The organism is Zoogloea sp. (assembly GCF_017302315.1).
Classification (GTDB): domain Bacteria; phylum Pseudomonadota; class Gammaproteobacteria; order Burkholderiales; family Rhodocyclaceae; genus Zoogloea.
In genome coordinates, this window is record NZ_JAFLDT010000029.1 from 1 (window position 1) to 18,394 (window position 18,394).

The 18,394-nt window shown below is 65.9% G+C and carries 16 protein-coding genes; 10 read left to right on the plus strand and 6 right to left on the minus strand.

The window, feature by feature from the left end; genetic code table 11:
• The 5 genes from rfbG to J0L98_RS10500 form a co-directional block, all read right to left on the minus strand.
• Window positions 1–626, minus strand: a 626-nt coding sequence (gene rfbG / locus J0L98_RS10480; protein ID WP_296411747.1) for a CDP-glucose 4,6-dehydratase, incomplete at its 3' end; no start/stop codon positions are given.
• Entirely contained in the window at window positions 611–1,381 is a 771-nt protein-coding gene (gene rfbF, locus J0L98_RS10485; protein WP_296411748.1) for a glucose-1-phosphate cytidylyltransferase, read from the minus strand. The genes rfbF and rfbG, both read right to left, overlap by 16 nt.
• Before the next feature lie 102 nt (window positions 1,382–1,483).
• Window positions 1,484–2,068 carry a hypothetical protein gene (locus tag J0L98_RS10490; RefSeq protein ID WP_296411749.1) on the minus strand — a complete coding sequence of 195 codons (585 nt, stop codon included), beginning with the start codon at window positions 2,066–2,068 and terminating at the stop codon, window positions 1,484–1,486.
• Between the two features lie 85 nt (window positions 2,069–2,153).
• A complete protein-coding gene (locus tag J0L98_RS10495) occupies window positions 2,154–2,579 on the minus strand; it encodes a hypothetical protein (protein ID WP_296411750.1) in 426 nt (141 codons plus the stop codon).
• A gap of 462 nt (window positions 2,580–3,041) precedes the next feature.
• Entirely contained in the window at window positions 3,042–3,698 is a 657-nt protein-coding gene (locus J0L98_RS10500; protein ID WP_296411751.1) for an HAD hydrolase-like protein, read from the minus strand.
• An 81-nt stretch (window positions 3,699–3,779) separates the two neighbouring features.
• Between J0L98_RS10500 and tcdA the strand changes: the two genes are divergently transcribed.
• Window positions 3,780–4,595 carry a tRNA cyclic N6-threonylcarbamoyladenosine(37) synthase TcdA gene (gene tcdA, locus J0L98_RS10505; protein WP_296411752.1) on the plus strand — a complete coding sequence of 272 codons (816 nt, stop codon included), beginning with the start codon at window positions 3,780–3,782 and terminating at the stop codon, window positions 4,593–4,595.
• On the opposite strand, the gene J0L98_RS10510 is transcribed toward tcdA, so the two are convergent.
• On the minus strand, window positions 4,558–5,313 hold the full coding sequence (locus J0L98_RS10510; protein WP_296411753.1) for a peptidoglycan DD-metalloendopeptidase family protein: 756 nt from the start codon (window positions 5,311–5,313) through the stop codon (window positions 4,558–4,560). The two genes, tcdA and J0L98_RS10510, sit on opposite strands and share 38 nt — an antisense overlap.
• A 285-nt stretch (window positions 5,314–5,598) precedes the next feature.
• On the opposite strand from J0L98_RS10510, the gene J0L98_RS10515 reads away from it, so the two are divergent.
• The 9 genes from J0L98_RS10515 (at window position 5,599) to J0L98_RS10555 (ending at window position 18,103) form a co-directional block, all read left to right on the plus strand.
• Entirely contained in the window at window positions 5,599–5,964 is a 366-nt protein-coding gene (locus tag J0L98_RS10515; protein ID WP_296411789.1) for a CbiX/SirB N-terminal domain-containing protein, read from the plus strand.
• A gap of 7 nt (window positions 5,965–5,971) precedes the next feature.
• Entirely contained in the window at window positions 5,972–6,832 is an 861-nt protein-coding gene (locus J0L98_RS10520; protein ID WP_296411754.1) for an ATP-binding protein, read from the plus strand.
• An 81-nt stretch (window positions 6,833–6,913) separates the two neighbouring features.
• The gene (locus J0L98_RS10525; protein ID WP_296411755.1) at window positions 6,914–7,975 is read left to right on the plus strand and encodes an efflux RND transporter periplasmic adaptor subunit; all 1,062 of its coding nucleotides are present in this window, start codon (window positions 6,914–6,916) and stop codon (window positions 7,973–7,975) included.
• Window positions 7,976–7,978: 3 nt separating this feature from the next.
• Window positions 7,979–11,230, plus strand: a complete 3,252-nt coding sequence (locus J0L98_RS10530; RefSeq protein ID WP_296411757.1) for an efflux RND transporter permease subunit — start codon at window positions 7,979–7,981, stop codon at window positions 11,228–11,230.
• Window positions 11,227–11,451, plus strand: a complete 225-nt coding sequence (locus tag J0L98_RS10535; RefSeq protein ID WP_296411758.1) for a DUF2892 domain-containing protein — start codon at window positions 11,227–11,229, stop codon at window positions 11,449–11,451. Before J0L98_RS10530 ends, J0L98_RS10535 begins: the two co-directional genes overlap by 4 nt.
• A 74-nt stretch (window positions 11,452–11,525) precedes the next feature.
• Complete coding sequence (locus tag J0L98_RS10540; protein ID WP_296411760.1) at window positions 11,526–14,921, plus strand: PAS domain-containing protein; 3,396 nt, start codon at window positions 11,526–11,528, stop codon at window positions 14,919–14,921.
• Complete coding sequence (locus J0L98_RS10545) at window positions 14,922–15,830, plus strand: response regulator (RefSeq protein WP_296411761.1); 909 nt, start codon at window positions 14,922–14,924, stop codon at window positions 15,828–15,830.
• Window positions 15,831–15,905: 75 nt separating this feature from the next.
• A complete protein-coding gene (locus J0L98_RS10550; protein WP_296411763.1) occupies window positions 15,906–17,453 on the plus strand; it encodes a SpoIIE family protein phosphatase in 1,548 nt (515 codons plus the stop codon).
• A gap of 74 nt (window positions 17,454–17,527) precedes the next feature.
• A complete protein-coding gene (locus J0L98_RS10555) occupies window positions 17,528–18,103 on the plus strand; it encodes an ANTAR domain-containing protein (RefSeq protein WP_296411764.1) in 576 nt (191 codons plus the stop codon).
• Window positions 18,104–18,394 lie beyond the last annotated feature (291 nt).

The following is an 18,394-nucleotide window of genomic DNA, read 5'->3' on the forward strand; positions in this document are numbered from 1 at the left end:
ACGTCGGGCACCAGCCGGCTGGGGGTCCAGTCGCCCCCGCCAATCACGTTGCCGGCGCGGGCGCTGGCCACGGGGATGCCGCTGGCGGCCAGGAAGGACCGGCGGTAGGAGGCGACGACCAGCTCGGTGCAGCCCTTGCTGGCGGAGTAGGGGTCGTGGCCGCCCATGGGGTCGCTTTCCCGGTAGCCCTGCGGCTGCTCGCGGTTCTCGTAGCACTTGTCGCTGCTCACCACCACCACCGCCCGAATGCCGGGCACCCGGCGGCAGGCTTCGAGCAGGTGCACCGTGCCCATGACGTTGGTGGCGAAGGTGTCCACCGGCGTCACATAGGACAGGGGCACCAGGGGCTGGGCGGCCAGGTGGAGGACGATCTCCGGCCGTGCTGCGGCCATGGTGGCGTGCAGGGCGGCGTAGTCGCGCACGTCGCCCAGGGTGGAGTGCATGCCGCGGGCCACGTCGGCCACCTCGAAGAGGGCCGGGGTGGTTTCCGGGGCCAGGGCGTAGCCATGCACTTCCGCTCCCATGGACTGCAGCCACAGGCTCAGCCAGCTGCCCTTGAAGCCGGTGTGACCGGTGAGGAAGACCCGCCGGCCCCGCCAGAAGGCCGGATTCACCAGGTCTTCCATGGGGCGTTGCCGCTGGTCCACAGGTCTTCCAGGACGGTCTTGTCGCGCAGGGTGTCCATGGGCCGCCAGAAGCCGGTGTGCTCGAAGGCGCAGAGTTGCCCGTCGGCGATCAAGCGGCCGATCACCGGCCCCTCGAAGATGGTCTGGTCACCCTCGATCAGATTGAGCACCTTGGGCGACAGCACGAAGAAGCCGCCGTTGATGAAGCCGCCATCGCCCAGGGGTTTCTCGACAAAGGCGCTGACGGCGTCGCCCTTCAGTTCCAGGGAGCCGAAGCGCCCGGGGGGCTGCACGGCGGCGACGGTGGCCAGCTTGCCGTGCTTGCGATGGAAGGCCAGTTCGGCGCTGATGTCGATGTCGGCCACGCCGTCGCCGTAGGTGAAGCAGAAGGCTTCTTCGTCTTCCAGGTACTGGCGTACCCGCCCCAGGCGGCCTCCGGTCTGGGTGGTGTCGCCAGTATCCACCAGGGTCACGCGCCAGGGTTCGGCGTGGCGTTCGTGGATTTCCATGCGGTTGTGGGTCATGTCGAAGGTGACGTCCGACATGTGCAGGAAGTAGTTGGCGAAGTACTCCTTGATCACGTAGCCCATGTAGCCGCAGCAGATCACGAAGTCGTGGATGCCGTGGCTGGAATAGATCTTCATGATGTGCCAGAGAATGGGTCGTCCGCCGATGCCGATCATGGGCTTCGGGCGGTTGACGGTCTCTTCGCTGATGCGGGTGCCCAGGCCACCCGCGAGGATCACGGCTTTCATCGGCGCTCCAGGGGAATATGGCGCCGATGTTATGCGTGGCAGGTGCCGGGCTTAGGGCAGAACAGGAGGGGGAAAGGGGGGTATTTCCGCCAGGGCAACGCGTCAGCGGCTGGCGGGGAAGCTCGGTGGGTTGGCGCCGCAGACGATGTAGTCATCGTCGCTCATCACGGGCTTGAACTCGCAGGGGCGTGAGGGGGCCACGTTGTCGGTGATGCGGGCAAAACGCGGATCGGCGACGCGCTGGGCGCGTACGCTGCTCTCCTGGCGCTGGGCCTCGCTCTGTCGGCTTGCTTCAATGACCCGCAGGGCGTCCTCGCTGGTGCCGGACTCACCGGGCGAATAGGCTGCCGGAGCGGCCTGCTCGGACGGACGGGGGCGCCGTGCAATGCCGAGGGATGTTGAACGCAGGACCGTGTGGGTCACATCCGAACCATAGTTGGTGCTGCGGAAGCGGGTTTCGGCGGATGGTAGAGGGGTCTGGTAGTGGAGAGTGGGGGTGGGCGCGGTGACATGGCTGTCGTAGTGGGTGTCGTGGTGGGGCACATGCACAGGCGCGGGCGTGCTGTGGCTCATGCCGATGCTGCGGCCACCGCCAAAGCGGCGGGCGTCTGCGTCGGGGGGGATGAGGGCAAGGGCGCCGGCCAGCACCCCGAGGGTGAGCAGGCTACGTGAGGATGTAGTGGTCATGGCCGGATGGATATGAAAGTGGGGTGAAGGAAGCGCCTGCAGTGTCGCACAGGGATGGAAGCTGGGGAAAGCGGGCTGCTGCCAACTACGCCACGAGTTCAAACCCATTTTCTTCGCACCACTGGCGCAACGCATTTTCTTTCGCAACCCTTTCGTACTCGTGCCAGGCGTCGATTTGGCCCGCGCGCGCAAGCAGAGACTTGAAATGTGCGTATGCGCCCTTCTTGCGGAAGAGACCATGGACCGCTTCTTGGTGCTGGGGAAGATGCTCTTCCACAAAGCGAATGGCGAGGGAGCGACCTAAATCGAACTCGCTCTTCTGTGGGACAGCGATGTACAGGCTACCGTCTTCGATATCTTCCGGAAGTTTTTCGTCGATGCCTTCACCGCGCCAGTGTATCGACCCCGTGTTTCGACCGACATAGGCTTCGCAGTCAAGCGCGGCTGCCTCTCCGCTGCTAACCCACTCATACGCAGCGAGCAGTTCATTGAGACTTACGGATACGCTCATACGCTTCTTTCCGGTGCTTAACGTGGAGGTCACTGGCACTGCGCGGCTTTATCGCGCAGCGTCCAGCGACCGAAGGGAGCAAGGTTTAGCGCCGGGTTAGAGTGCATATAGCTAAGACGCTTTTTCGAAATGAGCTGAAAACGTTGAGTGGGCTTCATGCTCAGCAATTACGTGTGCCTCGCGTTCATTGAATTCCCACCAAGAACCACAAACACAGCGGTGATGCAAATGAGCATGTGCCTCGACTTATGTCGTAACGTAAGCGGGAGGCAGCAACTCCATACCTTGACGTTTGGCTGCCACGGCAGAGTACATGCCGGATAAGACACCTTGTCGGCATTGTGTCCAATGAGCAAAGCGCCTGCTACCCAGTTTCTGCTCATCACTCAGTGGCAGCAACGCCAGACGACAATCCAGCAGCAGCCCATCCAACACGGTAATGACAGGGTTGAAGACCCTTGCTCAGTCCGTCAGCAATGCCTGGCCCAAGGCCCCGGGCGAGGCGGCGCGGCGCCAGTGGGCGGCCATCTCGGTGGGCTGGATGCTGCCGTAGCCCCAGGTGACGGCGATGAAGGGCAGGCCGTTGGCGTCGGCGGATTCGCCGTCTTCGCTGCGGTCACCGATGTAGATGGCTTTGTCCTTGGGGATGGCCTGGTCGGCCAGCAGGCGGCCGATCATGGCGGCCTTGTCGGGCAGGCGCGGGGAGAACAGGTCGAGGGCGTAGACGTGGGCGAAGTGGGCGCTCCAGCCCAGGTGTTCGAGGATCAGACGGGTGGGGTGAATGCGCTTGTTGGTGGCAATGGACAGGCTCAGGCCGGCATCCGCCAGGCTGGCAAGCAGGGCGCCGGCACCGGCGTAGGCGGCGGTGGCCTTGTAGCCCTCGGTGTCGTAGCTGGCCTTGAAGGCGTCGGCGAGGCGGCCGGTCAGGGCCGCGTCCTGGCTGCCCGAAAGGAGCTGCAGGGTTTCCAGCAGTGGTGGGCCGATGATGCTCTCGTCGATGCTGCGCACCGGCGTGATGCCGGTGTGGGCGAAGGCCTCGCGGAAGCTGGCGAGGATGGCCGGGGCGGAGTCGATGAGGGTGCCGTCGAGGTCGAAGAGGATGTAAGGGTAGCGGGCCATGGCGGGGGCAGGAGGGATCGGATGGGGCCGATTATCGCCTGCTCGGTTATATTTGCGCGCCTCGACTGCTGCTGGACTGCCATGGACTCCGCCGACCTGAACCTTCCCGACGACTCGCGCCGTTTTGGCGGCATTGCCCGCCTGTATGGCGATGCGGGGCGAGCCCGGCTGGCCGGGGCGCATGTGTGCGTGGTGGGGATCGGTGGTGTCGGGTCATGGGCGGTGGAGGCGCTGGCCCGTACCGGCGTGGGCCGGCTGACCCTGATCGACCTGGATCACGTGGCCGAGTCCAACATCAACCGGCAGATCCATGCCGCTGACGCCACCCTGGGGCAGGCCAAGGTGGAGGCCATGCGCGAGCGCATCGCCGGCTACAACCCGGCCTGCCAGGTGGCGGTGGTGGATGATTTCGTGACCGTGGATAACGCCGGGCAGCTGCTGGCGGGGGGCTTCGATTACGTGGTAGACGCCATCGATGCGGTGCGGGTGAAGGTGGCGATGATTGCGGTGGCCCGGGAGCAGGGCCTGCCCCTGGTGACCTGCGGGGCAGCGGGCGGGCAGATCGACCCGACGCAGATCCGCGTGGATGACCTGGCCCGGACGCTCCAGGATCCCCTGCTTGCCAAGGTGCGCGGGCAGTTGCGCAAGGCCCACGGCTTTACCCGTGATCCGAAGAAGAAGTTCGGCGTGGAGGCGGTGTTCTCCACCGAACCCCTGCGCTACCCGGCGCCGGAGGCTGCCTGCGATGTGGCGGCAGGCGCCGCCGGGGCGCCGGGGCCGGCCGGCCTCAACTGCGCCGGCTTCGGCTCGGTGGTCACGGTGACCGCCTGCGTGGGTATGTTTGCCGCAGCCCGGGTGATCAACGGGCTGGTTTCGGGTCCGGTGTCGGCCCGATGAAGAGGGCCGGATCGACGGCTGCGCCGTTGAGATAAACGCTCCAGTGCAGGTGCGGGCCGGTGGCCCGGCCGGTGTTGCCGACCAGACCGAGCAGTTCCCCCCGGCGCACCGTCTGGCCGACCTCGACGCGGGTCTGGCTGAGGTGGCAGACCATGCTCACGAAGCCCTGGCCGTGGTCCACGAACACCGTTTTTCCGTTGAAATAGAGATCGTCCACCAGGCTCACCACGCCGTCCGCCGGGGCGCGGATGGGCGCACCGGCGGGGGCGGCCACGTCGAGGCCGGTGTGGGGGGCGCGGGGTTCGCCATTGAATACCCGGCGCAGGCCGAAGCGGCTGGACAGGCGGCCGGCGGTCGGCAGATCGAGATCGGTGCGGGCCACCGGCACTTCCCGGAACTGGCTGCGCACCTGGAGCTGGCGTTCCCGTTCGGCGGCGATGCGGTCCAGGTCTTCCGGGTCGGGGGTGACCATTTTCGGGTTTTTGACGGTCAGGCGCTGTTCAGGGTAGGCCTTGGTTTTCACCTGAAAGGCCAGATGCCGTGCCTCGGGGCCGATCTCGACGGTGTGCTCGCCCGGGGGGGTGTCGAGGGGCAGTCCGACCACCGCTTGCCAGCCTTCCGCGCCGTGCTGCAGGAGCACCGGCCGGCCGCCGAAGCGGACCACCGGGCGAGGGGTGTTGGCAGGGGCGACGGTGAGGGCGACCACGCCACCGGGCACGGCCGAGGGGCGAAATTCTGCATGGCCGGGAAGTGGGCAAAGGCCGGCAATCACAAGGAGTAAAGGGGCCTGGCGAACTAAATGCAGCATGGCATGGACTATTTCACGGATGGTTGCAGGAAGTCCGGGGGCGCGGGGGAATTGCGCGAGAGCCAGCCCGGCCCCGGATTAAGATCTCGCAAAGCTTATTGCAAATTCGTTCGGGTGGTCTCTTCCTTTCGGGAAAGGCTGCAGTGCAGACGGAGCCTTCGCTCCTTCTGCCGGGCGTGAGACAGGGAGATGAAAATGCCGCAAGAGGCCATTGTGCTGTTTGCCCACGGGGCGCGGGATCCGGAATGGGCCGGTCCGGCCATGCGGGTTGCGGCGGAAGTGCAGCGACTGCGCCCGGATGTGCGGGTCCAGGTCGCATTTCTCGAGTTCATGGAGCCCACTCTGGGGGCTGCGGTGGAGGCCGCTGCGGCCTCGGGTGTGACGCAACTCCGGGTGGTGCCCCTCTTCCTGGCCCAAGGGGGGCATTTGAAGCGGGATGTGCCGGCGCTGATCGAGGCGGCTCGGGCACGTCACCCGGGGTGTAGCATCGAGTTGCTTGCTGCGGTGGGGGAGGACGAGGGCGTTGTCCGAGCCATGGCGGCATTCTCCGCAGGAGTCTGAGTCTTTCATGTTTCATTCGGGTCAAGCTAATTTCCTGCCGTCGATGACGGGGCGGGTGTGGGTGGTCGGCGACAACGGGCAATCGGTGGCGGCGCTGGAGCGCAGTCTGGCGACGGCGGGCTTCGTGTGTGAGTGCCTGGGGACGGAGGAGGCGCGTGTGCGTCTTGCCTCGGGCCGACCTGGCGTGGGGAGAGTGCTGCTGGACGCGGTTCCCACCGCCGTCGCGGCAGGGCTGCTGGCTGGTCTGCGCCGTAGTGGCGTGGCCGTGACCATGCTCGTTGAGGTGGAAGACTTGCCGACCATCGAACTCGGGCTCGTGTCCGGCGTGGCGGGTTTTGCCGTGAAGCCCGTTGAGACGCCCACCCTGATGGCGGCGATGATGTTGCCGGGGGGCGAGGTGCTGGCGCCGTCGGGGGGCTGCTTCCCTTTCCGTACTCTGGAGGATGTTTCCGGCCTGTCGCAACTGGCGGCCGGATTGTGCCCCGATCCGGAGAGCGCCCAGATCGCGCTGTCGGAACTGATGTGCAATGCCATCGAACACGGCAACCTGGGGCTTGGATTCGCACGCAAGGGGCAGCTCATGGCCTTGGGGGCCTGGCGCAATGAATTGGAGCGCCTGCTCGGTCTGCCCGAGCATGCTGCGCGCTTCGCCTACCTGAGAGTGGAGTGCCGCCCGCGGGAAGTCCGTTTTCTGATTCGTGATCAGGGGCTGGGTTTCGACCCCGGCCCCTACCTTGAACTCGATCCGGCCCGCTCGGTCGAGCCCCATGGCCGGGGCATCGCCATCGCGCGGATGCTGGCCTTTCCGGATCTGGTGTTTCTCGATGGCGGCCGCTGCGTGGAGGGCGTGGTGCGTCGCAGGGCCTGAGCGCATGTGAATGCATCGACTGCGCGGTTCGGACTCGACCCCTAATCTTGACGACTCATAATATAAGTGTATTCTTATATTATGAGTCGATACCCTGTTCTCCATGCTGGAGCACTCCTTGCCGGCGTGTTCCTTGTCTTCTCCGTGCCCGCCTCCGCCGATGGGGCCGGTTCCCCGGTGCCTACGGTCCAGCTCAAGCCCCATGCGCTGGCACAGACCTACGCGGCCGAGGCGACCATCGAGGCGGTCCGTCAGGCCACCGTGGCTGCCCAGGTGCAGGGTCGGGTACTCGAAACCCGCGTCGATGCGGGCGCCCGGGTACGCCAGGGCGATGTGTTGATGCGCATTGATACCCGCGAAGCCGACCAGGCGGTGGCTGCGGCCGGTGCCAACGTGGCAGCGGCGCGGGCACGGGTGGAGGATGCGCGGCTGGCCCTGGAGCGGGCGCGTAGCCTGAAGGCGCGTAACTTTGTCAGCGCGAGTGCGGTGGATCAGGCCCAGGCCGCCTTTGATACGGCTGCAGCCCAGCACAAGGCTGCCGAGGCGGGGCGTGCGCAGGTGGACACCACGCGGGGTTTCGCAACGGTGACGGCGCCCCTGTCCGGCGTAGTGGCCCAGCGCCTGGCCGAGGTGGGCGAGATGGCCCAGCCTGGCCGGCCCCTGCTGATCATCCACGAGCCCGGCGGCCTGCGTGCCGTGGCCGATGTGCCCCAGTCGCGTCTGGCGGATCTGGGCAAGCCCGGTCTGCGGGCGAAAATCGAATTTCCCGAGAGTGGGCGCTGGTTCGATGGAAGTGGGATCACCGTTCTGCCCTCGGCCGATCCGCGTACCCATACCGCCCGCGTCCGCGTCAATCTGCCGGCCGACGCTGCAGGTGTGGTGCCGGGCATGGCCGCCCGGGTGCATTTTCTGACTGGGGGCGACGCCCCTTCCCGCGTGTCGGTGCCGGCGGCGGCGGTGTTGCGTCGTGGTGAGGTGACCGGTGTGTACGTGGCGGATGGCAAGGGCGGCTTCAGCTTGCGCCAGGTGCGTGTCGGCACAGTGCTGGCCGATGGCTCCGTCGAGGTGCTGGCGGGTCTGTCGGGAGGCGAAGTGATCGCCCTGGACCCGGTGCGTGCCGGCCTCCTGCGTCAGAAGCGCTGAATCATGGGCATTTCCGGACGTATCGCGGCGCTGTTCCAGCGTAACGCGCTCACCCCCCTGCTGGCCCTGGTCCTGATGCTGCTCGGCGTGTTTGCCACGCTGATCACGCCGAAGGAGGAGGAACCCCAGATCGACGTCACCATGGCCGACGTGATGGTGGCCTTCCCCGGCGCTTCGGCGAAGGACGTGGAGGCCCTGGTGGCCCGCCCGGCCGAGCAGGTGCTGTCGCGCATCGCCGGCATGGATCACGTGTACTCCGTGTCCCGCCCGGGCATGGCCATCATCACCGTGCAGTTCAAGGTCGGGGTGAAGAACCAGGACGCCCTGGTACGCCTCTACGACACCATCCACAGCCACCAGGACTGGATCTCCCCCCAGCTCGGCTTGGGTGAGCCGATCATCAAGCCGAAGGGCATCGACGATGTGCCCATCGTCGCCCTCACTCTCTGGACCCGCGATCCGGCGCGCTCGGCCTTCGAACTGCAGCAGGTGGGGCGTGCCGTGGAAATGGAGCTCAAGCGCGTGCGCGGCACCCGCGACGTGAGCACCATCGGCGGCCCGGGCCACGTGCTGCGGGTGCTGATGGACCCGGGCCGGATGAACGGCTTCGGCGTCACCCCCCAGGATCTGAAAGGTGCCCTGCTGCTGGCCAATGCCTCCCAGCCCAGCGGCACCCTGACCGCGGAGGGGCAGGAGGTGCTGGTGCAGACAGGCACCTACATCGCCAGCGCCGACGACGTGAAGCGCCTGGTGATCGGCGTGTCCGGCGGCAAGCCGGTTACGGTGGCCGACGTGGCCCGTGTTGTGGACGGGCCTGACCAGCCGTCGCGCTTTGTCTGGCACGGGCTGGGCAAGGGTTCGGTCGGTGCGGAGGCTGCGGGTGAACGCTTTCCGGCGGTGACCCTGTCCATTTCCAAGAAACCGGGCGAGAACGCGGCGGACGTGGCCAACGGGGTGATCCGGCGCATCGAGGCCCTGAAGGGCAGCGTGGTGCCCGAGGGCGTCGAGGTGAGCGTGACCCGCAACTATGGTGCCACCGCCACCGAGAAGGCTGACAAGCTGATCGGCAAGCTGGTGTTCGCCACCTCGGCGGTGGTGTTGCTGGTGCTGCTGGCCCTGGGCCGGCGCGAGGCGGTGATCGTCGGCGCGGCGGTGACCCTGACCCTCGCCGCAACCCTGTTCGCCTCCTGGGCCTGGGGCTTCACCCTCAACCGGGTCAGCCTGTTCGCCCTGATCTTCTCCATCGGCATCCTGGTGGACGACGCCATCGTGGTGGTGGAGAACATCCACCGCTGGCAGACCCTGGAGCCCGGCAAGCCCCTGTGGGAGCTGATCCCCCGGGCGGTGGACGAGGTGGGCGGGCCGACCATCCTGGCCACCTTCACGGTGATCGCGGCGCTCTTGCCGATGGCCTTCGTGAGTGGGCTGATGGGGCCCTACATGAGCCCCATCCCCATCAACTCGTCCATGGGTATGTTCATCTCCCTGGCCGTGGCCTTCGTGGTCACCCCCTGGCTGGCGGGCAAGCTGATGAAGGGGGGGCATGGCCATAGCACCGAACATGTGCCTGATCGCATCACGGCGCGCCTCGAAGGCTTTTTCCGCCGTCTCATGACGCCACTGCTCGACCCCGTGAGAGGCGGTCGGGCCCGGGCGAAGTTGTGGTTTGGGGTGGTGCTGGCCATCGTGCTGTCGGTGTCCCTGGCCGTGGTGCAGCTGGTGGTGCTCAAGATGCTGCCCTTCGACAACAAGAGCGAGTTCCAGGTGGTGCTCGATATGCCCGTCGGTACGCCGGTGGAACGGACCGCCGAAGCCCTGCGGGAGATCGGCGAGGCGCTGGCCGGCGTCGATGAGGTGACCGACTTCCAGACCTACGCGGGCACCGCGGCCCCCATCAACTTCAATGGCCTGGTGCGCCAGTACTACCTGCGCGCCCAGCCGGAGATGGGCGACATCCAGGTGAACCTGGTGGACAAGCACCAGCGCAGCCGCAAGAGCCACGAGGTGGCGATCTCGGTGCGCGATATGGTGGCAGCCATCGCGAAGAAGCACGGCGGCAATGCCAAGGTGGTCGAAGTGCCCCCGGGCCCGCCGGTGCTGTCGCCCATCGTGGCCGAGGTGTATGGCCCCGACTACGCCGGCCAGGTGGCCGTGGCGCGGCAGGTGCGCCAGGCCTTCGAGGCCACGCCGGACATCGTCGGTGTGGACGACACCGTGGACGAGGAAGCCCCTAAGCTGGTGCTGCGCGTCAATCAGGCCAAGGCCGCCCGGCTGGGTGTGGCCCAGGCCGACATCGTCGAGGTGGTGCGTCTGGGCCTGGGCGGCGAGAACGTGACGCCTGTTCATGGGGGCGACAACAAGTACGAGATCCCGGTGCGCCTCAGCCTGCCGCCGGAGCAGTTGTCATCGGTCGGACAGATCCTGCAGATGAAGGTGCGCGCCCGCGCCGCCGAGGCGGCCGGAACGCTGGTGCCGGTGTCGGAGCTTGTGGACGTGCTGCCCGCCACCCGGGAACAGGTGGTCTATCACAAGGATCTGCTGCCGGTGGTGTACGTGACCGGCGACATGGGCGGCAAGCTGGATTCGCCTCTCTACGGCATGTTCGACATCCGCAGCCGGCGCAAGGACATGCGCCTGACAGGGTCGCGCCTGGCCGGTACGCTGGATGAGTGGTTCATCCATCAGCCGGATGATCCCTACACGGCCTATGCCATCAAGTGGGACGGCGAGTGGCAGATCACCTACGAGACCTTCCGCGACATGGGCGCGGCCTATGCGGTGGGCCTGGTGCTGATCTACGTGCTGGTGGTGGCCCAGTTTCGCAGCTACCTGGTGCCGTTGATCATCATGGCGCCGATTCCCCTCACCATCATCGGGGTGATGCCGGGCCACGCCCTGCTGGGCAGCCAGTTCACGGCCACCAGCATGATCGGCATGATTGCCCTGGCCGGCATCATCGTGCGCAACTCCATCCTGCTGGTGGACTTCATCGATCAGCAGGTGCGGGCCGGCACGGCCCTCGCCGAGGCCACCATCCATGCGGCGGCGGTGCGTGCCAAGCCCATCGGTCTGACCGGCCTGGCGGCGATGATCGGGGCCATCTTCATCCTCGACGATCCGATCTTCAATGGCCTGGCCATCAGCCTGATCTTCGGCGTGCTGGTGTCCACCCTGCTGACCCTGGTCGTCATCCCCGTGCTTTACTTCGCGGCCATGCACAAACGCGTTGCCGCCCTTCAGGGAGAATCTTCATGAGTCTCAGCGTCAATCAGTTCGTCCGGGTCTTTGCTGGCTCCTTCGTGCTCATCTCCCTGGCCCTCGGGGTGGAGGGCAGCCCGTGCTTTGTGAGCAGCAGGTTCTTGTGGTTCACGGCCTTTGTTGGAGCCAATCTGCTTCAGAGCGGATTCACCCGCTTCTGCCCGCTGGAGAACATCCTGCGCAAGTTTGGCGTCAAGGACGGTCCGGCCTGCGGGTGATCTTCATGCCTTGAGGCGGCCGGGCTCATCCTGGCCCCTCAAGCTTCTCCGGCGCGCGCCGTTCACCCCCGGTGATGAGCGCGTCCATTTTCCGATTTCGTGGGTCTGGTCTTTCGCGGCCCGGCAGTCTGCCGGGCGGGCGATGGCAGTGGTTCGCCGCCGTCCTGCTGGCGGGCACGGTGATCACCGCCATGGGCTGGCACCGGCTCCATGCCCACGAGGAAGAACTCGAGCGGGCAGTCCAACGGGTGGCAGCCGATCGCCTCGAGCAGCAACTGACCGATCGCCTTGGCAAGGTTGACCTGATCCTGCGCGGCTTGGCGGGGCTGTTCGACGCCCAGCACATGGTCGAGAGGAGCGAGTTCGAGACCTATGTCTCGGGCCTGCGGCCGGCTGAGGCCTTGCCCGAAGTGGCCGGCATCGCCCTGGCCCGGCGGGTCGAGCTGGAGCGCTTGGCGCCGATTGAAGCCCTGTTGAGCGCGAGCCACGGCCGCGACGTCCGCATCTATCCCGTACCTGATCGCACCCGGGGGCCCTACGCCTACCCGGTCAGCTACTTCTGGCCGTTGAACTCCCTGACGGCAGGGGTCATCGGATACGACGGCTACTCCGAACCGTTGCGGCGCCAGACCATGGACGTGGCTATCCGCACCGGCCGGATGGCGATGAGTCCGCCTGTCTCGCTGATGGTCAATGATCGGGACAGACCCGTCAGGGGCGTGCTCGTCTATCGAATCGCGCGCACGACGGATGATCTGATGACGGGCGCCGGGCACGGTAGGGACAGCCTGATCGTGATCGGCGTCAATATCGTCCGGATGTTCGACACGCTGCGCCAGGCGGCGATACCGGGGTATGGATTGCGCGTTGTGGACGTCAGCGGGGATCCGGTGCTGGACGTCTACGCCTTCGAACTTGCTGACGGTGGGGGCGCAAGCCAGACCCGCAGGCTGCACTTTGGGGATCGGGTTTGGGAGGTGTCCCTGACGGCCCCGAATACGGGCTCGGTGGTGCCGTCGACGCTGGCAGCCCTCGGGGGCGGGGCGATCAGCATCCTTCTCGCCATTCTTGTGACCAGCCTGGCCGACCGCCAGAAACGTGCGCTCGCCATCGCCGAGCGGATGACCGGGGAGCTGCGGGACAGCGAGAAGCGCTTCGAGCTTGCGGCGTCAGCGACGGATGAGGGCATCTGGGAGTGGCGGGCCGGGTGGCCCGGGGTGTTCCTGTCTCCCCGCTGTGACCGGCTGTTGGGCTATCCGGATGGGGGGCTGCCACGCGACCTGAGGGGCCTCTTGCGTTCCATGGCGCGGCCGGCGCGGCGCGAGTTCCTGCGGGCCTTCCGGCTTCATGTTACGGGCAGGGGGCCGCTTCTTTGCGTCATCCCCATCCGCCGGATCGATGGTAGCGAGGGGTGGTTCCAATTGGCGGGCAAGACGGAGTTCGACGCCGCCGGGCGTCCGTTGCGGACCGCCGGCGCGGCTTCCGATGTGACCGAACTGCGGCGTGCCCAGCAGGCGGTCATCGACTCCCATGCCAAGCTCGACACCTTGTACCGCCACGCCTCCCTGGGCATGGCCCTGGTGGATGCGGCCGGACGCTATCGCCAGGCCAACTCGGCCTTCTGTGCCATCACGGGCTACACCGAGAGCGAACTGTGCGGCGATGCCTGTCCGCCCCTGCATCCTTCGGAATTCGCTGGCCGGGACGCCCGGGCGGTGGTGGAGGCCTGCCTGGGGGCGCCCACCCGAGCCTATGAAACCGAACTCATCCACAAGCTGGGGCACCGGGTTTCAGTGGTGGTCACGACCACCATGGTGGGGGGCAGTGATGCGGCCCGGTGGGTGATCGTCGAGGATGTGACGGCCCGCAAGGCCGAGCAGAAAGCCATCCAGGAAGCCCATGCGACCAACGAGTCCCTGATTGCCGCCATCCCGGACATGCTTTTCCAGCTTGATGGCGAGATGCACATCGTGCGTTACCACGCGCCCTCGGATGACGCCCTGAGCATGCCTCCCGAGAGCTTTCTCGGGCGCCGTCTCGACGCGGCATTGTCGCCCGAGATGGCGAGACGCTTTGCAACGGCAGCCCTGGCGGCGTCGCGCAGCGGCAGCCTGCAGCGCATCGAATATGCGTCGCGCAGGGGTGAGACTGAGCGTCACTTCGAGGCGCGCTTCCAGGCGGTCCGCACAGGTGGAAGTCTCGCGGTGATCCGGGACGTCACCGAACGTCAGCAGGCAGAGTCGGCCCTGCGGGAGAGCGAGGCGCGCTGGCAGTTTGCCCTGGATGGGGCGGGCGACGGCGTGTGGGACTGGAACATCGTCACCGGCCACGTCTATCGCTCCCCGCGCTGGATCACCATGCTGGGCTTTCAGCCCGGCGAGATCTCCGACACCATCGATGAATGGGGGCTGCGGGTGCATCCCGATGATCTGGGCGCTGCCGTTGCTGCGCAGGATGCCCATTTGCGGGGGGACTCCCCCGGATTCACCCACGAGATCCGCATGCGCTGCAAGGACGGCCATTACAAGTGGATCCTGGCCCGTGGCCTGGTGGTGGAGCGCGGCCCGGATGGCCGGCCCCTGCGCATGATCGGTACCCACACGGATATCGATGAGGCCAAGGCGCGGGAAAGCCAGATTCTGGACCACAATCTCAACCTGTCCTCCCTAGTGGCTGCCCGCACCCGCGACCTGCAACTGGCCAAGGAGGCCGCCGAAGCCGCCAATGAAGCCAAGTCGGTATTTCTGGCCAACATGTCCCACGAATTGCGCACCCCCATGCATGGCGTGCTGAGCTACGCCCGGCTTGGCGAAACCCGGGTGGCCCAGGCCGGGCATGAGAAGCTGCGCAGTTACTTCCATCGCATCCGTGTCAGTGGCGAGCGGCTTCTCACCCTGCTGAACGATCTTCTCGACCTTTCCAAGCTCGAGGCGGGGCGCATGGTGCTCAACCTGGCGCCGGTGCGGCTTGAGCAACTGGTGGGCGACGCCCTGAGCGAATTCGACGCGCTTTTCCAGTCGCGTCACCAGAAGCTGGTATTCCAGGTTGCCGCAGGTATTCCCGCTCCGACGGTGGATGCGGTGCGCATTGGCCAGGTGGTTCGCAACCTCCTGGCCAATGCCTCCAAGTTCACGCCGGAGGGCAAAGGCATTCACGTGAGTCTCAACAACTGCAGCTTGGCCGGCGGTTTGCCCGGTGTGGCGCTGGTGGTTTCCGATGAAGGTATCGGCATCCCGCCGGCCGAACTCGAAGCCGTCTTCGACAAGTTCGTTCAGAGCAGCCGGACCCGTACCGGTGCGGGCGGGACGGGCCTTGGACTGGCCATCTGCCAGGAAATCGTTACTGCCCACAAGGGCACAATCACCGCCCGCGCCAATCCTGCCGGCGGCGTTGAATTCACCATCACTTTGCCGCTGGGCGACACCCCGTCGCCCGGCTGCAGGGCGCTTGTCGAGTATAAGGAAGCCTGAATGAGCAAAGTAAGCATACTGGTTGTCGATGACGAGCCTTTCAATCTGGATATCGTTGCCGAGTACCTGGACGAGATGGACTTTGACCTGGTCATGGTGGAGTCGGGCGAGGCGGCCTGGGTTGAGTTGAGCCGTTCCGACAGTGGCTTCGATCTCGTGCTCCTGGATCGCATGATGCCGGGCATGGACGGCATCATGCTGCTGAAAAAGATCAAGGCGGACGACCGCCTTCGGTCCATCCCGGTGATCATGCAGACTGCGGCCACTTCGCCCGAGCAAGTACGCGAGGGCCTGGCAGCGGGCGCCTTCTACTACCTCACCAAGCCCTTTGAGGGCGAAGCCCTGCAGACCATCATCCGCTCGGCGCTGGATGACATGCGCGTTCGTCGGGAGCTCAAGGCTAGTCTGGCGGATCACGAGCATGCCCTGGCCTGCCTCACGGAAGGCTCTTTTTCCATCCGCACCCTCGTAGAGGCCAGGGCCCTGGCGTCCTTCGTTGCGCTCCTCGGTGCCCAGCCGGAGACCCTGGCCATGGGGCTGTCCGAGCTGCTGGTCAATGGCGTCGAGCATGGCAACCTGGGCATCGATTTTGCCGAGAAGAGCCGCCTTCGCGAGGCCGATCGCTGGGAGGAAGAGGTGGCCCGTCGCCTGGCCCTGGACGAAAACCGCGGCAAGTCCGTGCGCTTGCGGGTGCGGGGGGACGATTCCCGCTGGATCTTCGAGATCCATGACGATGGGCCGGGCTTTGACTGGCGGCGCTTTCTGGATTTCGATCCGGAACGGGCCTTCGCGCCAAATGGCCGGGGGATTGCCTTGTCCCGGCAGCTATCGTTTGCCAGCCTGACCTACCTGCCCCCGGGGAACCAGGTGGTGGTGACGGTGGCCAAGCCGGAGCGGCACGCATCATGAAGACTGCCCCTGCGAAGCGAAATGTGCGGGTGAGCGGCCCGTGGCGCCTGCGCCTCTTCAGGTTGGGGGCTGTCGATGGCTGAGAAGATACTGAGGGTGCTCATCGCCGATGACATTGCCTCCAACCGCACCATCGTCGCCGCCTTCCTTGCCCATCTGGACTGTGTTCCGTTGTTCGCGAGCGATGGCGTTGAAGCCGTGGACATTTTCCGTCGTGAATCGCCGGATGTCGTATTGATGGATCTGATGATGCCGCGCATGGATGGTTTCGAGGCCATCCGGCAGATCCGGGCGATTGCCGGCGACCACTGGGTTCCCATCATCATCCTCTCCGCCCTCAGTGGAGAGGGTGACATCGTCCATGGCCTCGATGTCGGCGCCGACGACTACCTTGCCAAGCCCCTGTCCTTTCCCGTGTTCTCGGCGCGTTTCAAGGCGCTCCGGCGCCTGCTCGAAATGCAGCGGCGTCTGTCCAGCTCTCTGGAGCAGGTGCGGGCGGTGGCCAACGGCGTGATCGACGGCATTGTCTCGGCCGATGTGGATGGCACCATCCTTTCGGTGAATCGGGCCATGTGCAAGATCTTTGGCTACAGCGCGGCCGAAATGGTCGGGCAGAACCTGCGCATGCTCATGCCCGGCCCCCACGCCGACGCCCATGACGGATATGTGCGGCGTTTTCTGGACACGGGCCAGAAACAGATCATCGGCCAGATCCGTGAGCTGGAGGCGGTACGCAAGGACGGAACGGTCTTCCCCGTCGAGCTGGGGGTGTCCGATCTGCACATGCCCAACCGCCGCATGTTCATCGGTGTGATCCGCGATGTGTCGGAATCCCGCCGCATCCAGCGCAAGCTGGCAGAGGACGCGACCCGCCTGCAGCGCTATCACGACGAGTCCGAGCGGGAGCAGGCGCTGGCCATGAACATCATGGAGCGGCAGATCCGGTCTGACTGGTTGCACGACAAGGCGGTCCAGTACGCGGTGCTGCCGGCACGCAACTTCTCGGGTGACGTGGTGGCGGTGGCGCGCTCGGCTGACAACGCGCTGTACGCCATGCTGGCGGACGCCACCGGCCACGGGCTTGCGGCCGCCATGAGCGTGCTGCCCGCCCTGGGCGCATTCTATCGGGGTGCCGCCCGCAACGCGCCGCTTGAGGTGCTGGTGATCGAACTCAACGACCTGCTGTGCGGCCTGTTGCCGCCGGGGCATTTTGTGGCGTCGGCGCTGGTGCGTCTGGACGCAAGCCAGCCGGCGGGGCAGATCTGGGTGGGAGGGGTGCCCGATGTGCTGTTCGTCGATGATGATGGGCAGGTGCGGCAGAGCTTCATCTCCCGCCAGTTGCCCCTTGGCATCCTGCCGTCCGCCCAGGCGGGTGTGGCCTGCGAACCCCTTCACTGGGATGCCCCCGGGCAGCTCGTACTCTGCTCGGATGGCCTCACCGAGGCGGAGAGCGCCGATGGCCGGCCATTTGGACGCGCCGGCCTCGAGAAGGTGTTCAATGCCACGCAGCGGCCCAACCGGCTGAAGGGTTTGCGTCAGGCGTTGAACCGCCACCTGGCAGGGCATCCGGCGGCGGACGACGTGTCGGTGCTCATGCTGGATTGCGGGCTGGGGGCCGGATGACGATCCGGGAGGCGAGGGGCTCCCTGGCGTGCTTCGTGCTTTATGAGTGCACGTGTCTTTGAGGTCCTGCCCCCATGCTCCGAGTTCTCGTTGTCGATTCGTCCCGTGAGCGGGCTGCCGATGTGTGCGCGGCCCTGGCCCTGGCCGGCCACCAGGTGGCTGCCGTGCTGACGAGCGCCCTCGATCTCTCCGACCAAGTGCTGGCAACCAAGCCGGACGTCATTTTCATCCAGGCCGATTCCCCCAGCCGCGACACCCTCGAACACCTGGCAACGATGAACCGGGATTGTCCGCGCCCGGTGCTGTTGTTCTCCCAGGACACCGATTCGGCGATGATCCGTCGTGCGGTAAAGGCCGGTGTTTCGTCGTATGTTGTTGATTCCGTGAGTGCCGAGCGCCTCGATTCATTGGTCGAGGTGGCCATCGCCCAGTTCGAGGAGTTCCAGACCCTGCGCGCCGAGCTGGATGACGCGAACCGCAAGCTCACCGAGCGCATCGTGGTGGACAAGGCGAAGGGGCTGCTCATGAAGGCGCGCGGTCTTGATGAGGAAGCGGCGTATCACGCCCTGCGCAAGCTTGCCATGGAGCGGGGGCGCAAGCTGGCCGATGTGGCGCGGGATGTGGTGGATATGGCGAGCCTGCTACTCTGAAAGAGATAGATTTATTCAGGGAATGCCTTGATTCGGGGCGGAAGCGCAGTGCCGCTTCCGCCCCGAATTTCTTGGTGGTTGCGGATTCTGGGCTGTTGATCTCCAGCGATGTCCCAAAGCGGTGCGTGCTGCACTGCACCAGTGCATGAAAATGGGGGCTTTTTTCTACCTCTAAAGAGGTGCATGTTTTCGATTTTGTTTTTTATTGATTTAAATCATTGGCTTGCGTTTTCTGGCACGGTGCTCGCTATACCTTGACTGAAGTCGGACCAACGGCGGCCCGGCTTGATC

Bases quoted from the DNA above. Each gene is read 5' to 3' on its own strand.
- J0L98_RS10540 (WP_296411760.1), top strand. From the start codon at position 11,526: ATGAGCGCGTCCATTTTCCGATTTCGTGGGTCTGGTCTTTCGCGGCCC.
- J0L98_RS10515 (WP_296411789.1), top strand. From the start codon at position 5,599: ATGCCGCAAGAGGCCATTGTGCTGTTTGCCCACGGGGCGCGGGATCCG.
- J0L98_RS10520 (WP_296411754.1), top strand. From the start codon at position 5,972: ATGTTTCATTCGGGTCAAGCTAATTTCCTGCCGTCGATGACGGGGCGG.
- J0L98_RS10500 (WP_296411751.1), bottom strand. From the start codon at position 3,698: ATGGCCCGCTACCCTTACATCCTCTTCGACCTCGACGGCACCCTCATC.
- J0L98_RS10525 (WP_296411755.1), top strand. From the start codon at position 6,914: ATGAGTCGATACCCTGTTCTCCATGCTGGAGCACTCCTTGCCGGCGTG.
- J0L98_RS10530 (WP_296411757.1), top strand. From the start codon at position 7,979: ATGGGCATTTCCGGACGTATCGCGGCGCTGTTCCAGCGTAACGCGCTC.
- J0L98_RS10495 (WP_296411750.1), bottom strand. From the start codon at position 2,579: ATGAGCGTATCCGTAAGTCTCAATGAACTGCTCGCTGCGTATGAGTGG.
- J0L98_RS10550 (WP_296411763.1), top strand. From the start codon at position 15,906: ATGGCTGAGAAGATACTGAGGGTGCTCATCGCCGATGACATTGCCTCC.
- J0L98_RS10555 (WP_296411764.1), top strand. From the start codon at position 17,528: ATGCTCCGAGTTCTCGTTGTCGATTCGTCCCGTGAGCGGGCTGCCGAT.
- J0L98_RS10545 (WP_296411761.1), top strand. From the start codon at position 14,922: ATGAGCAAAGTAAGCATACTGGTTGTCGATGACGAGCCTTTCAATCTG.
- J0L98_RS10535 (WP_296411758.1), top strand. From the start codon at position 11,227: ATGAGTCTCAGCGTCAATCAGTTCGTCCGGGTCTTTGCTGGCTCCTTC.
- rfbF (WP_296411748.1), bottom strand. From the start codon at position 1,381: ATGAAAGCCGTGATCCTCGCGGGTGGCCTGGGCACCCGCATCAGCGAA.
- tcdA (WP_296411752.1), top strand. From the start codon at position 3,780: ATGGACTCCGCCGACCTGAACCTTCCCGACGACTCGCGCCGTTTTGGC.
- J0L98_RS10490 (WP_296411749.1), bottom strand. From the start codon at position 2,068: ATGACCACTACATCCTCACGTAGCCTGCTCACCCTCGGGGTGCTGGCC.